The organism is Ammoniphilus sp. YIM 78166 (genome assembly GCF_004522215.1).
GTDB lineage: Bacteria > Bacillota > Bacilli > Aneurinibacillales > RAOX-1 > YIM-78166.
In genome coordinates, this window is the sequence record NZ_SDLR01000007.1 from 96,613 (window position 1) to 110,486 (window position 13,874).

Below are 13,874 nucleotides of genomic sequence, written 5' to 3' on the forward strand. Positions count from 1 at the left end.
GCGAGGTTTTCCATAATGGAACAATTACAAATCACCCGCAAGATTGTTACGGACGTACTGGTTGTTGGAGGAGGCGGAGCGGCAGCGCGAGCTGCCCTCACGGCTTCCCAATCCGGTGCGGACATACGCCTGGCCGTTAAGTCCGCTTGGTTGAACAGCGGATCTACTGCTACAGCCTTTTCTGAACTGCTTGCCATCGCAGCAGCCATAGGCCACGGGGATGAGCGCGATCATCCGGAAATCCATTACCATGATACGATGGATGCCGCCCGCGGCTTTATCGATCCGGAATTGGTGTGGACCTTAGCGGAGGATGCGCCGAAGCGGATTGAGGACTTGATCGAATTAGGGCTTAATTTTGATAAGCAAGCGAATGGAAAACTGGTGCAAGGCATGAGTGACTTTGCCACTTATCCCAGAACATGCAGGGTGAATGGGGTAACGGCACGGCATATCCTCAACATTCTTGCGAAAGAAATGAAAGTGAGGAAGGTTCCCATCGACGAGCATATGATGATCTTCCGGCTGCTGACGGATGACAGCCGAAACATTATTGGAGCACTTGGTTATGATGGGAACACGCAAGAATTGGTCCATTACGAAACGCCTTCCGTCATTTTGGCCTGCGGCGGGGCCCATTATCTCTACGAGTATGGAGTCGGAACCCCGGATATGACTGGGGATGGCTATGCCATGGCTTATGAATTGGGCGTCCCATTAGTCAATATGGAGTTTGTGCAAATCGGGCCCGCACTGATTCATCCGCCTGTTACTCTGCTTTCGGGTCCAGTTTGGAAGACCCATCCCATTCTAACGAATGAAGCGGGTGAGCGTTTCTTGGAACAAAGCCTGCCGAATGAGACCCGGCTTGAGGAAGTTTATGAGCATAAGGCCTTCCCATTTACGGTTTCAAATGCTTCGTTCTATCTCGATTATTCCATTCAGAAAGAATTCGAAAAGAATCCTTCTCCCCGCGGGGGGGTATGGTGCGAGATGGCTCCCGGCTCAGAGCCCATCGTCGAAGAAAAGATGCCGAAAACCAAAAGGGTCATGAAGTCGAAGGGCATCGATGTTGACCGGGATAAATTTGAAGTTGGATTGGTTGCCCAGTGCATGAATGGAGGAGCCCAGATTATCAGCAAGGAGGGCGAAACGTGCATCGGGGGTTTATTCATTGCTGGAGAAACCGCAGGGGGACTGAGGGGACCGGATAGGCCTGGCGGAAATTCCTTGGCGGAAGGGCAAGTGTTTGGCTACCGCACAGGGAAAGCCGCAGCCCAATATGCAGCAGGTGTGGGGAATCGGAGCTTTTCTATTGATCGAACCGTTCAAGGCTTGCAGGAGATTCAGGGCTGGATGGAAAAGAGCCGCAACGGAATCAAAGAAGTCGAAGCAAGCATTCAAGAGCTCAAGCAGCAAATGTCAAGGAATTGTCTTATCATCCGGAGCGAAGAGAGGCTAGCAGAGGTATGGGGTTTCCTGGTCCGTACGGAACAGGAGCTGCTCCAAGGACAATATGCCGTATCCAAGGACAATTTGAAGCGAGCGATCGAGTTGCGCCATATGGTAACGACAGCCAAATCCATTGTCTTGTCCGCTCGTGAGAGAAAAGAAAGCCGAAGCTGCCATTACCGTGAAGACTTCCCCAAAAAAGACGATACTCATTGGAAAGGCAGTCTGAGAGTCATGAAGGCGGATGAATCGATGAACTGTGACTTTTATCAATGGCCGACGGAAAGACAGAAGGCGGGAGCTGCTAAACCATGAATATGAAGGTATCCATCGAGAGCGGCATAGCGAAGGTTACCCTTAATCACCCGCCCATGAACCTGCTTGCGGAAAAGGTAAAGGAGGAAATCGCGCAGTTGTTTCGGCGGATTGCGGAAGACGAAAAGGTTCGCGTCATTCTTTTCTTTGCTCAAGGGGATCACTTCTGCTGTGGGGCAAATCTAAAGGAATTCCCGGAGCGAATTCAAAACAAAAAGGCTAGAGAGGTATGGGATAGAGGCCACGATATGCTTTCGTCCATCCTCAACGCGCCGCAGCCTACGATTGCCTGCATAGAAGGCAGTGCCTTAGGAGGGGGGGCTGAACTGGCCAGCGCGTTCGATCTGCGCATTTTCGAGTCCCATGCACAGGTCGGATATCCTGAAGTAGCACGGGGTGTATTCCCAGGGAATGGGGGATTGGAACGGTTAATCTCATTAGTGGGGGAGACGCACGCGATGCGGCTGGCGCTAACCGGAAAAAAGATATCCGCTGAGGAGGCGTTGCGGATCGGGCTGGCCAGTGGGGTGGCAGCTTCGGGAAAAGGCCGGAGGCATTGTGAAGAGCTTGCCAATACCTTATCCCATTTGCCGGGCACTGCCGTAAGAACCATCAAGCAGGCAATCCGCGCGTACGTCAAGGACCCCCAGAGCTTTGGGGATAAGGGAAAAGAAATGTTCTATCATGTCCATGAAACCCATGACGTCCGCGAAGCAGTTCAGGCCTTCCTGGAAAAGAGAAAACCTGTGTTTACTCATCTTTAAAAAAGAAGAAAAGAGGAGTACGGCGAGATGAAACCTAAAGTCTACATTACCAGAAAACTGCCTGAGGAAGTGGTGGCAGATCTTTATGAAAGCTGCCAGGTAACGATGTGGGAAAAAGAAGAGGTTCCCGTACCGTACGAGGAATTGGAAAAGCAGGTGCAGGATGCCGATGGAATTCTTTGTCTACTGACGGAAAGCATTGATGCAAATCTGCTGAAGAAAAGTCCAAGGTTGAAAATTATCAGCAATATGGCTGTTGGATATAACAATATCGATGTCAGCACCGCGAAGGCTCAAGGTATTCTCATTACCAATACGCCTGGAGTCCTTACGGAAACGACGGCTGACCTAACGTTCGGGCTGCTGATTGCGACTGCACGTCGCTTTGAGGAATCCATGGATTACGTAAAAAAAGGGAAATGGGCGACTTGGTCGCCCATGCAGCTCACGGGGCAAGACGTATACGGCTCGACTCTCGGGATAATTGGCATGGGGGATATTGGCGAAGGGATTGCAAGAAGAGCAAAGGGATTTGATATGAACGTTCTTTACCACAATCGCAGCCGAAAACTAAAAGCTGAGAAAGAGCTGGGTGTCACGTACTGTGATCTTCAGGAATTGCTTAAGCAATCTAATTTCGTAGTCGTGATGACTCCGTATACGCCCCAAACGCATCACCTGATTTCATACGCAGAGCTTTCTCTTATGAAGCCGACTTCGATCTTGATTAACACGTCCCGCGGAGGGATCGTCGACGAAGAAGCATTGTATGAAGCGCTGGCGGAGAAGAGAATTTGGGCTGCTGGGCTTGATGTGTTCGAGCGTGAGCCGGTATCGCCAGATCATCCGCTGCTTCAGCTCCCCAATGTGGTCGCCCTTCCGCATATCGGCAGCGCAAGCATTGCCACCCGGACGAAAATGGGAAAACTGGCTGCCCATAACTTGCTGGAAGGTTTAAAAGGAAACACTCCACCAAATCTAGTCCTGTAGTGACAGAGAGGATGAACATCATGCTTGGCTTCATCAACTTCTTAGCGTTTCTGGCTGTAACGGGCTATGCAGTATATTTATTTGCCTATGTCGTATATAGCCGGATCACCTTCATTAAGCTAGGGAAGCCCTCTAATCTTAAAGAGGATACGGCAAAGCGCCTGAATGAGACCCTTGTCAATGTTTTTGGACAGAAGAAGCTATTTAAGGATAAAAAAAGCGGAATCATGCACCTCATCTTATTTTATGGGTTCATCATCCTGCAATTCGGCGCTTTGGAAATTATCATCAAAGGGTTTGCAAAAGGCTTTGAGTATCCTATTGGAAGCGCTCATGCGTTTTTCAGCCTCAGTCAAGAAGTCATGACGTTTCTTGTGCTCCTAGCGGTTATTTACGCTTTTTATCGGCGGTATATCGAGAAGCTGCCCCGCTTGAAACGGGGGTTAAAATCCGGATTAGTTATTATTTTCTTAACTACCCTTCTATTTTCTATCTTTCTTACGCTAGCCTTTGAACAGCTGTGGTTGGGGTATCAAGGGTTCCACGCTAGTGCGCCGATTTCTTCCTTAATAGCCGGAGCCTTTTCGGGGATCAGCTCTGCATCCGCAGCGGCAGCCTTTTACGTTTTCTGGTGGATCCATTTGCTTACCTTGCTTGTGTTTCTCGTTTATGTGCCACAATCCAAGCACGCCCATATCCTGTTTGCCCCCGTCAATGTCTATTTGCGGGATACGAAGCCTGCAGGGCAATTGAGCTCCATCAATTTCGAAGATGAAACGCAGGAAACTTTCGGTGCAGGCAAAATTGAAGATTTCCGCCAGAACCAGCTCATTGATCTTTATGCTTGCGTAGAATGCGGACGATGCACCAACATGTGTCCGGCTTCGGGTACCGGAAAGACGCTGTCGCCCATGGATCTTATTACGAAAATGAGAGATCACTTGACGGAAAAAGGGGCGTCGATCACCTCATTGAGCCCGTGGATGCCTTCGCTTCCCACAAAGCCTAATGGGGGTCTTCCGATGGAAGCCGAAGTCGCTGCAGCGGCGGAGTGGGTGAGTCCACAGCTGATAGGCGATGTGATTACAGAAGAGGAGCTTTGGGCCTGCACGACATGCCGCAATTGCGAAGATCAATGCCCAGTCGCCAACGAGCATGTAGAAAAAATAGTGGATATGCGACGATATCTCGTCTTGACGGAAGGGAAGATGCCGCATGAAGCGACACGTTACTTCCAAAATATCGAACGCCAAGGCAATCCATGGGGAATGAACCGCAAGGAGAGAGTGAAGTGGCGCGAAGGTAGAGAGGACATCGTAGTTCCTACCGTCCAAGAGGTGGAGGACTTTGAATATTTGTTTTTTGTCGGATCCATGGGTTCATTTGATAACCGGAGCCAGAAGATTGCCCAATCGTTTGCGAAGATCCTGAATGCTGCCGGCGTAAAGTTCGCCATTCTTGGAAATGAGGAACAGAACTCAGGCGATACGGCCAGGCGGCTTGGGAACGAGTTCTTATTCCAGCAGCTGTGCCAAGAAAATATCGCTCATTTCCAAGCCTATGATGTAAAGAAAATCGTAACGATTGACCCGCATGCCTATAATACGCTCAAGCATGAATATCCCGAATTTGGTTTGGAAGCGGAAGTCTTTCATCATACGGAACTCATCCATCAATTGATTGAAGAAGGAAGGATAAAACCGACCAAAGAGGTAAAAGAGACCCTTGTGTATCACGATTCCTGCTATATCGGCCGCTATAATGACATTTACGACATCCCGCGCCAGATCCTAAAGAGTGTCCCGGGCATGAACGTCATGGAGATGGATCGAAATCGCGAAAATGCGATGTGCTGTGGCGCAGGAGGGGGGATGATGTGGCTCGAGGAAACGCAGGGCAAACGAATTAACATTGAAAGGACAGAGCAAGCGCTGCTCTTGAACCCAACCATGATTGGCAGCAATTGTCCCTATTGCTTAACCATGCTTAGCGACGGAACGAAAGCCAAAGAAGTCGAAGCGCAAGTTCAAACGCTGGACATTGCAGAAATCGTGGAGCGTTCCATCCTATGAAAATATTAATCGCTCCCGACTCATACAAAGGCAGTCTTTGTGCACTTGAAGTGGCCCAAACGATGAGAAAGGCGTTCTCTAGCGTCATCAAGGAGGCAGAAGTGGATCTCATCCCCATGGCAGATGGGGGAGAGGGCACCCTAGATACCTTGGTTTATGCTACAAAAGGAAAAGTAATTAGTGTAACGGCAACAGGTCCTCTTGGAGAACAGATCTCCACGGAATATGGCGTTCTAGGCGATAAAGAAACGGTTATCGTTGAAGCAGCGAAGATAGTAGGGTTGCCTATGATACCGCAAGAAAAGAGAGATCCATTGATAGCTACCACTTATGGCATCGGAGAAGTGATCCTAGATGCGCTGAATCGCGGTTACCGAAAATTCATTTTTGGACTAGGCGGCAGCGCGACAAACGAAGGCGGAATAGGTCTGTTGCAAGCATTAGGCGTGAAATTCCTAAATGAAGAGGGCCGTCTGATTAAACCCATGGCTAATAATCTTCTTCACCTTAAATCGGTTGATTTTGGTACCATAGATCCTCGTATCCGGGAGTGCAGCATGGTGATTGCAAGTGATGTGGATAACGCCTTATGCGGTAGCCAAGGAGCTTCCTGCATTTATGGACCGCAAAAAGGAGCGACACCGCAGCAAGTCGAATGGCTGGATGGGGCATTGAGTTATTATGCAGGGTTAATCGAAGAACACTTAAAGGTATCCCATCAGCATGCGCCGGGAGCTGGAGCTGCAGGAGGATTAGGCTTTGGTTTGTTAACGTTGGGGGCAACTATCACATCTGGAGCAGCAGTGGTTGCAGACAAAACAGACCTGGCTTCAAAACTGCTGAAAGCTCAATGGGTGATAACCGGGGAAGGGCGAAGTGACGCTCAAACTTTATATGGAAAGGTTCCCTATTATATCGCTTCTCGGGCAAAGGAGGCTGGAGTCAAAGCGATTCTAGTCTCTGGCGGATTAGGAAGTGATATCGAACCTCTTTATGATTTTTTCGTAAGCTGTCATTCGATCACGCGGAGTCCTATTTCTTTGCAGGAATGCATGCAGAATGCCGACGAATACCTTTTCCAGACCTGCGTAGATATAGCAAGGCTCATGTTTGCTTCCTCAGAATATAAAAGAGGTGAGGGTTTATGTGGGTAAAGGAAATTATTCTCTGCAGTACAACTAAACATGCAATTGTCCTCGACGACAGCAACAACCAGTGGTTTTATGATCGATTACGCGGGGAAAATGAAAGTATAGATCACTATATGACTAACGTATTATTAGAATTTATAGTTTCGCGAAATAAAGTATTTAGTTGCGATATGGGTTGAATTTACGAAGATGAGGGTTTTCCCTCATCTTTTGCTATTGCAGAGGAGCAACTCCTTTCGTTAAAATCATGGAAGAGCAATAGACTGGAGGAGGCTTTAAATGAAACAATACCACGAACTATGTCAACATATACTCGATACCGGAGTTTCAAAAGAAGATCGTACAGGAACGGGAACGATTAGCACCTTTGGTTACCAAATGAGGTTTCCTCTTGCAGAAGGCTTTCCGCTAGTGACGACCAAAAAGCTGCATCTTAAATCCATCATCCATGAACTCTTATGGTTCCTTCGAGGTTCGACGAACAACAACGAGCTAGAAGAAGTGGGGGTGCGGATCTGGCGTGAGTGGGCGAAGGAGGACGGCGATCTCGGACCGGTGTACGGCAAGCAATGGAGATCCTGGAGCTGTCCAGATGGAACGACCGTGGATCAGATCGCACAGGTGGTGCATGATATCAAGACCAACCCGGACTCCCGCCGACTCATCGTCAGTGCATGGAATGTGGCGGATATCCCTCAGATGGCCCTTGCGCCTTGCCACACCATGTTTCAGTTTTATGTTGCGAACGGTAAACTCTCTTGCCAGCTCTATCAGCGCAGCGCGGATGTTTTCCTTGGGGTCCCTTTTAACATTGCTTCTTACGCTCTCTTAACGATGATGATTGCGCAAGTTTGCGATTTAGAACCGGGGGATTTCGTGCATACATTTGGCGACGCTCATATCTACAACAATCACATTGAACAAGTGAAGCTTCAGCTCACTCGTGAGCCAAGACCGCTGCCGCAAATGGTGCTCAACCCGGAAGTCAAGGATATTTTCGGCTTCAAGTATGAAGATTTTGAGCTAAAGAATTACGATCCCCACCCTCATATTAAGGGGGAGGTTTCCGTATGATTTCGGTCATCGTCGCGATGTCCCAAAACCGGGTGATCGGTAAAGATAATAAGATGCCATGGCATCTTCCTGCGGACTTGGCTTACTTCAAGAAAATCACCATGGGGCATACCATCTTAATGGGCAGGAAAACGTTTGAGTCCATGGGCAGACCCTTGCCAGGCCGACGTAACGTTATCTTGACGAGGCAAACCAATTATCATCCGGAAGGCTGCACCGTCTATCACTCGATGGAGGAGGCCCTGGAGGCTTTTCACGGGGAGGATCTGTTTGTGATCGGAGGAGCGGAGATCATTAAGGAATTTTTGCCGCTGGTGGACAAACTTTATTTAACTCTGATTGATGAGGAGTTTGAAGGAGATACGTTTCTTCCTGAATTTCATCCGGAGGATTGGGTGGAGGTTTCCCGAACGCCTGGCGTAATGGATGAGAAAAACAGCTATCCTCATGAATTCATCGTATACGAGAAAAAGTAAGTCCGACGGCGGACTTACTTTTTTTGTTGGCTAGAGGATATCCATCAAACAATGGATTTTATCCCTCAATTAGAGGAATATATCCCTCATTTATCCCTCAAATCCCTACACCCTCGGGAACACCCCAGGATCATTCGGCAGATCCATCAGCTCCTGATAAGGTGCAAAAAACTCCGTTGGGGTTTCCTCTACTGGGCGATGGTGAGTATAAATGAACTGTTTGATTAAATCATTCATCTCAATTGAAGCCTTAGTGGGCAGGTGATGCTTCACATTGGAAACAAACTTGAGTTCATTATTCGGAAGCTCTCGATGAAGTACCTGAGCGTAAGACATAAATCGGTAGTCCTTCTCTCCGTAGAGCAACAGCACCGGATGCTCAATCTCCCGGAGCCGAGAAGAGCAATTGTAAGTCAAGCCGTAGCGGTAGTATTGTTCGATGTTTTTGGGGTTTCCTCTTTTCGCCTCGCTCATCTGCTCTTGGAATAATTCCTTGGTATCGGAGTTCGTCCAGGAAACGGCTCGGGCTAGGAGGTCACGGCCTTTAGTGCCAGTGGCCGCAATGTTAGCACCTAGCTTGATCTGCTGTCTCAACCTCCAATCCAGTACCTCAGACATCCCTCCGAGGAGTATCCCGCCGAAAGTGCGCTCCGGATATCGAAGCATATATTCCAAAGCAGCCGTACCTCCCATCGAATAGCCGCAAATATAGGTCTTTTCAACCTCCAATTGATCTAGGATTGCGATGATGTCGTCCGCGATTAGGGAATAAGTGATGGGCAGCATCGAAGCGGAGCTATGACCATGACCGCGAATATCAAATGTAATCACGCGAAAAAAAGGGGAGAGATCCCTTACTTGATAGGTAAAACCCTTACCAGTCAAGGTTGGTGGATGGATAAATACGATCGGAACGCCTTCACCGTGGCTTTCATAGTGAAGGATCGCTCCATTCACAGCAAGTTTTGGCATGGGCCGATTCTCCTTATTAATAAATGTTGTTTTAGTTTGAGTGTTTCCTTGGCATGGTATACCCCTTGCCAAGCATAGGTTGTATTAGGGGGTGAAATATGGCCAGATTCAGACCAGGACGAAGAATGAGCGGAATGAAAATGAAGCCCTTCAGCTTCAAGACAGCCTTCTTCATTTCGTTTACCATCTTCTTACTCATCTCATTTCAAACCTTCTTATATATTGAACGAAAGCTGGAACCAGCCATGCTCAAAATTGCGATGACAAAAGTCGAGCAGCTTGCAGCGGATGCCATTAACGAAGCGATCAGCAAGCGGATTGCGGAGGGAGTAGACTTCAAGGAGCTGGTGTACTTCCAGGAGGATGCGGAAGGGCAGATTCGTGCCATCTTATTTAACTATAATGAACAGACCCGTATCGTGGGAGAGGCGACGGCACGAGTCAGCAACACTTTAAAAGAGCTGGAATCGATTCCTCTCATCATACCGCTTGGTCAGGCGCTCGACAGCAATATTTTAGCGATGATTGGACCGGACGTGCCGATCACAATGGTACCGATGGGTTCCGTACAAGTGAATATGGTGCCTGAAATTAGGGAAGCTGGGATCAATATGGTACATATTAATGTATTCATTCAAATTCAGGCCAAAGTTCAGGTCGTGATCCCCTTCACAACCGAACCGACTATCGTAAAAACTCAGATCCCTATTACACAAGCTCTCTTTATGGGTCAAGTTCCACAATTCTATTTTAAAGGCAGTGGAATACCAGGGGAAGGTTCGGGGCCGACTTTACTGCCACCTTTACAAATTGATGGCAAGAACTTTCAAATGCCTAGTACGGGACAGTAATCTTGTAGTAAAATATACCTATATGGTCGGTGTGATTTAGGGAGAGACTCTATGGATGAGTATAGAAGAACAGAATGGTTTCGGTTCGAGTTTAAGCCACCTTTGCAAGGAAAATTAAAAATTGCTAAAGTGATGGGTAGGGAAGTGGCCTCTTCTGAAGGGTTAATAGAGATTATCGACATCAGCCCCAGTGGAATGAAGCTCTCTACCCATTTGGAAATACCCATAGATGACGCTATAATCGTTGCCGTTCGCTTTACGATCAATCAACTCGAGTTGTGTTACGAAGCCAATCTGGTTTGGCACAAGGGAAGCTATTACGGTTTAAGGCTTCATACAAGTGAACAGCAAGAGGAGAGTTTAGTCCAAGAAATTAAGTATTACGCTAAGAAGAACAAAGTAGAGATGAAGGATTCCAGAAGATTTCAAAAGCAAGAGAATCGACAGGTATATGGAGAAACGTATCAGGTCTATCAGCTTCATGGCGGACATAGAAAATGGATGAACCGGTTCTGGGATGAAGATCAGGCCATTAAGTTCGCCAAAAAATTTCAAAATACCATTGTCGTTCATGCAAAAAGCCAAGCGGTGGTTTACGGAAAAGATGTTCAATAAAAAATCCCCTCTGGCTGAGGCAGATTAGCCAAGAGGGGTTTTTCTTTATTTATAAACTACTTTTCCGGGTTTCAAGTCGGTAAGCGGAATTCTGAACATGTTTGTTCTAAAGAAAAGATAAACCAGACCAAAACCGATCCATACCGCCCCGGCAAGGAGAGTTTGACCGTCAAGAAGGGTGAGCAGCCAGCCAATGAAGGAAGCACCGATTAACGGGAAGATGAGATAAAGAAAGGTTTGACTAAAAGAACGACGCTTTTCTTTGATATAGTAATGAGCAATCACCGAGAGATTAACAAAAGTAAAGGCAGTCAGCGCGCCAAAGCTGACAAACATGACAGCTGTGTCCAGATTAACGACAAGGGCTAATAGAGAGATAATGGACACAAACACGATATTAATTACGGGAGTTTGAAATCTTGGATGAATATAAGCAAAGATCTTTTCCGGAAGGACGGATTCCTTGCCGAAGGCGTATAAGAAACGAGATACGCTAGTAACGGAGGAAACTCCTTGGGTAAACGTTGCAACAATCAGAACGGTAATGAATAAGGAACTTAACAGATTTCCGCCCACTAGCTTGACCAGTTCCATCGAAGCGGTATCCGGATCTATGAAAGAAAACGAGGGATAGGCCAGCTTGCTGAAATAAGAGGTGGTAAGGTATAGCACGGCCGCGATACAAACAATGAGAAAAATGGCCCTTGGAATGGTTTTGGATGGATTGATTGTCTCTTCTGCCATCGTTGTTACAGCGTCAAAGCCAAGGAAGCAGAAGCAGATCAACGCCGCTCCAGCAAAAATAGTGGAGACAGGGATCTCGTTGTTAAAGAAAGGCTGAATGGAAAGCAACGAACCTGCTCCCGTTCCTCCGACAAGATCTTTGATAAGGAAAGCACAGAAAAAAATAATGAAAATCACTTGAAAGATAACAGAAAATCCACTGACTTTTGCTACGGACTTAATCCCGATAATGTTTACAAATGCAAGAATTATATTGAGTGAAATAATCCATGCATAAATGGGGATAGAAGGAAATTGTACATTTAAGAATATTCCGAATGTTAAACAGGCGATAATCGGTGAAAACAGATAGTCGAGCAGAAGTGCCCAGCCTACTACAAAGCCAGTTAACGGACTTAATGCCTTTTTTGTATACGTATAAGCAGAGCCTGCAATGGGGAAGGCTTTGGCCATTTGGCTATAGCTGTAGGCCGTAAAGAAGATAGCCAGAAATGCAACAAAATATGCCGCGACCAACATGCCCTGAGAAGCTTCGAAGGCCACTCCATATACCGTAAAGTAAATCATGGGGGTCATCCAGGCCAAGCCTACGAAAACAACATGGGGTACGGTTAGTGTTTTTGCCAGTGTAGCATGTTCTCTCATATTTAACCCTTCTTCCTTTTGTGCGTCATTTGTTGCTAATTGTAGAATCAAAAATTCGGTTGACGCAATTATTCTGTTAGGTTATCTAACATATTTTTCGTTTCTAAAACACTGTTAGAAAATCTAACATAATAATGGATTTGCTTGATAATTCTGCCTATAATACAGGTAAGAGCAAACAACAACAACTGAAAACAGGTTCTTGAATTTAAGAACAAAAAAGCTGTCTAGGGTTCCGTTGCTGAAATCAGTAAGGCTGGTCCAAGAGACGGCGTATAGACGTCAGTCTATATAACACGGAAGGATAAAAGCCTGGGAGATTCGTCTCCTAGGCTTTTTTATTTTAGATATAAGGGGAGGTCAAAAATGAACAACAACTGGAGTACCACGCTTGGTTCTGGAGGAAAATGGTCTGAAACGATTGGAAAAGGAAAGTGGATTCGTTTTACCGCCTTACAGCAAGGTGCAAATGTATCTCTATTACTGTTTAATGCCAAGGATCTGACCGAGCGCTATAACATGCCTGATACGTTAAAGGCTCAACATACTTCCCATTTGACGAAGGGGAATGTCCTGATGAGCGATAATGGTCGCGTGCTGGCCAGTATCGTAGAGGATACTCTTGGTTGGCACGACCCGATTTGTGGTCATACCACAAGAGCGTTGACGGATGAAAAATATGGACGCACGACCTATCAGGTCCGTAGGAATGAGTGGCTGCGCAGCGGTCAAGAAAATTTCGCTGTGGAACTGGTTCGAAACGGTCTGGGGTTACGCGATATGGTGCCTGTGGTGAATTTGTTCTCCAAAGTGTTTTGTGATGACCAAGGAAACATGCATTATTGCTTAGACCACTGTGAAGAGGGAGCGACGGTCACCCTGCGTACAGAGATGGATGTATTGCTTGTATTATCGAATACGCCAAATCCCCTAGATCCACGAACGTCATTTCCTTCTGTACCTGTCAAACTAGAAGTCCTTCCAGCTTTACCGGTTGAAACGGATGATTATTGTGTGAATTATCGGCCGGAGAACCGCCGGGCGTTTGAAAATACTTGGCAGTACGATTGCCTGAGGGGGGGCCTATAATGGCTGTTTTTAATCGAGTAGAGAGTCAGCGAAAGGCCGAGGAAGCTTGTTATGATCAAATCATTTCGGCAGGAGATGGCTGGATGCACGAGCTTCTGCCTGGCCAAGTGCTGCGGATTATTGATTTGGAAGGAAACCAAGCGGCCGATACGCTGTTCTTTGATGCAGATCATCCAGAAGATCACTATAGTGCGGTGGCAACCATTGCCGGGCAAAAAAATATCTACTTGACCACGGGTTCCGTACTTAGGTCCGAATCGGGTAAAGAGCTTTTAACGATTGTGGCCGACACTTGCGGAAGACATGACACATTAGGGGGAGCCTGCTCCGCTCAAAGCAATACCGTCCGCTATGCTCATGAAACATTGCCGATGCATAATTGCCGGGATACCTTCATGCTGCAGATGTCTCAGCACGAAAGCGGACGTTATACAAAACGAGATTTGGCTCCGAATATTAACTTTTTCATGAATGTCCCTGTCACAACAGAGGGCGGACTGAAGTTTGATGATGGGGTTTCTGGTCCCGGCTGTTATGTAGAGCTTCAAGCCCATTGCCGGACGACGGTGCTCATCAGTAATTGCCCGCAGCTGAACAACCCTTGCAATGCGTATAACCCAACCCCCATTCGATTGCTCATCTGGGAAAAGTAGGAGGAAACTGC

At 47.1% G+C, this 13,874-nt stretch carries 13 protein-coding genes and 1 riboswitch; of the genes, 11 read left to right on the forward strand and 2 right to left on the reverse strand.

Annotated features, from left to right (window positions below):
- The first annotated feature begins 15 nt into the window (after positions 1–15).
- The 7 genes from EIZ58_RS26440 to EIZ58_RS26470 all read left to right on the forward strand — a co-directional run bounded on the left by EIZ58_RS26440 (position 16) and on the right by EIZ58_RS26470 (position 8,294).
- Positions 16–1,767, forward strand: a complete 1,752-nt coding sequence (locus EIZ58_RS26440) for an FAD-binding protein (protein WP_134703982.1) — start codon at positions 16–18, stop codon at positions 1,765–1,767.
- Positions 1,764–2,531: an enoyl-CoA hydratase/isomerase family protein gene (locus EIZ58_RS26445; RefSeq protein ID WP_134703983.1), complete on the forward strand. Its 768-nt coding sequence runs from the start codon at positions 1,764–1,766 to the stop codon at positions 2,529–2,531. The genes EIZ58_RS26440 and EIZ58_RS26445 overlap by 4 nt, the downstream gene beginning before the upstream one ends.
- A 27-nt stretch (positions 2,532–2,558) precedes the next feature.
- Complete coding sequence (locus EIZ58_RS26450; protein WP_134703984.1) at positions 2,559–3,521, forward strand: 2-hydroxyacid dehydrogenase; 963 nt, start codon at positions 2,559–2,561, stop codon at positions 3,519–3,521.
- A 20-nt stretch (positions 3,522–3,541) separates the two neighbouring features.
- Positions 3,542–5,593 carry a (Fe-S)-binding protein gene (locus EIZ58_RS26455; RefSeq protein WP_134703985.1) on the forward strand — a complete coding sequence of 684 codons (2,052 nt, stop codon included), beginning with the start codon at positions 3,542–3,544 and terminating at the stop codon, positions 5,591–5,593.
- The gene (locus EIZ58_RS26460) at positions 5,590–6,747 is read left to right on the forward strand and encodes a glycerate kinase (protein WP_134703986.1); all 1,158 of its coding nucleotides are present in this window, start codon (positions 5,590–5,592) and stop codon (positions 6,745–6,747) included. The genes EIZ58_RS26455 and EIZ58_RS26460 overlap by 4 nt, the downstream gene beginning before the upstream one ends.
- A 276-nt stretch (positions 6,748–7,023) precedes the next feature.
- A complete protein-coding gene (locus EIZ58_RS26465; RefSeq protein ID WP_134703987.1) occupies positions 7,024–7,818 on the forward strand; it encodes a thymidylate synthase in 795 nt (264 codons plus the stop codon).
- On the forward strand, positions 7,815–8,294 hold the full coding sequence (locus tag EIZ58_RS26470) for a dihydrofolate reductase (RefSeq protein WP_134703988.1): 480 nt from the start codon (positions 7,815–7,817) through the stop codon (positions 8,292–8,294). The genes EIZ58_RS26465 and EIZ58_RS26470 overlap by 4 nt, the downstream gene beginning before the upstream one ends.
- Before the next feature lie 105 nt (positions 8,295–8,399).
- Here EIZ58_RS26470 and EIZ58_RS26475 read toward each other — a convergent pair whose 3' ends face one another.
- Positions 8,400–9,266: an alpha/beta fold hydrolase gene (locus EIZ58_RS26475; RefSeq protein ID WP_134703989.1), complete on the reverse strand. Its 867-nt coding sequence runs from the start codon at positions 9,264–9,266 to the stop codon at positions 8,400–8,402.
- Between the two features lie 98 nt (positions 9,267–9,364).
- Here EIZ58_RS26475 and yunB point away from each other — a divergent pair, with 98 nt between their 5' ends.
- Positions 9,365–10,117, forward strand: coding sequence for a sporulation protein YunB (gene yunB, locus EIZ58_RS26480; RefSeq protein ID WP_134703990.1), 753 nt, complete (start codon positions 9,365–9,367; stop codon positions 10,115–10,117).
- 51 nt (positions 10,118–10,168) lie between these two features.
- Positions 10,169–10,732, forward strand: coding sequence for a PilZ domain-containing protein (locus EIZ58_RS26485; protein ID WP_134703991.1), 564 nt, complete (start codon positions 10,169–10,171; stop codon positions 10,730–10,732).
- A gap of 45 nt (positions 10,733–10,777) precedes the next feature.
- On the opposite strand, the gene EIZ58_RS26490 is transcribed toward EIZ58_RS26485, so the two are convergent.
- Entirely contained in the window at positions 10,778–12,121 is a 1,344-nt protein-coding gene (locus EIZ58_RS26490; RefSeq protein ID WP_134703992.1) for an APC family permease, read from the reverse strand.
- A gap of 216 nt (positions 12,122–12,337) precedes the next feature.
- A riboswitch (guanidine-I (ykkC/yxkD leader) is annotated at positions 12,338–12,442 on the forward strand.
- 45 nt (positions 12,443–12,487) lie between these two features.
- Here EIZ58_RS26490 and EIZ58_RS26495 point away from each other — a divergent pair.
- Together EIZ58_RS26495 and EIZ58_RS26500 are read left to right on the forward strand one after the other, a co-directional pair.
- Positions 12,488–13,210, forward strand: coding sequence for an urea amidolyase associated protein UAAP1 (locus EIZ58_RS26495; protein ID WP_134703993.1), 723 nt, complete (start codon positions 12,488–12,490; stop codon positions 13,208–13,210).
- Positions 13,210–13,863 carry an urea amidolyase associated protein UAAP2 gene (locus EIZ58_RS26500; RefSeq protein ID WP_134703994.1) on the forward strand — a complete coding sequence of 218 codons (654 nt, stop codon included), beginning with the start codon at positions 13,210–13,212 and terminating at the stop codon, positions 13,861–13,863. The genes EIZ58_RS26495 and EIZ58_RS26500 overlap by 1 nt, the downstream gene beginning before the upstream one ends.
- Positions 13,864–13,874: the final 11 nt, after the last annotated feature.

Coding starts and splice junctions, on each gene's coding strand:
- EIZ58_RS26470 (WP_134703988.1), top strand. CDS start 7,815: ATGATTTCGGTCATCGTCGCGATGTCCCAAAACCGGGTGATCGGTAAA.
- EIZ58_RS26500 (WP_134703994.1), top strand. CDS start 13,210: ATGGCTGTTTTTAATCGAGTAGAGAGTCAGCGAAAGGCCGAGGAAGCT.
- EIZ58_RS26440 (WP_134703982.1), top strand. CDS start 16: ATGGAACAATTACAAATCACCCGCAAGATTGTTACGGACGTACTGGTT.
- EIZ58_RS26490 (WP_134703992.1), bottom strand. CDS start 12,121: ATGAGAGAACATGCTACACTGGCAAAAACACTAACCGTACCCCATGTT.
- EIZ58_RS26465 (WP_134703987.1), top strand. CDS start 7,024: ATGAAACAATACCACGAACTATGTCAACATATACTCGATACCGGAGTT.
- EIZ58_RS26455 (WP_134703985.1), top strand. CDS start 3,542: ATGCTTGGCTTCATCAACTTCTTAGCGTTTCTGGCTGTAACGGGCTAT.
- EIZ58_RS26485 (WP_134703991.1), top strand. CDS start 10,169: ATGGATGAGTATAGAAGAACAGAATGGTTTCGGTTCGAGTTTAAGCCA.
- EIZ58_RS26450 (WP_134703984.1), top strand. CDS start 2,559: ATGAAACCTAAAGTCTACATTACCAGAAAACTGCCTGAGGAAGTGGTG.
- EIZ58_RS26475 (WP_134703989.1), bottom strand. CDS start 9,266: ATGCCAAAACTTGCTGTGAATGGAGCGATCCTTCACTATGAAAGCCAC.
- EIZ58_RS26445 (WP_134703983.1), top strand. CDS start 1,764: ATGAATATGAAGGTATCCATCGAGAGCGGCATAGCGAAGGTTACCCTT.
- EIZ58_RS26495 (WP_134703993.1), top strand. CDS start 12,488: ATGAACAACAACTGGAGTACCACGCTTGGTTCTGGAGGAAAATGGTCT.
- EIZ58_RS26460 (WP_134703986.1), top strand. CDS start 5,590: ATGAAAATATTAATCGCTCCCGACTCATACAAAGGCAGTCTTTGTGCA.
- yunB (WP_134703990.1), top strand. CDS start 9,365: ATGGCCAGATTCAGACCAGGACGAAGAATGAGCGGAATGAAAATGAAG.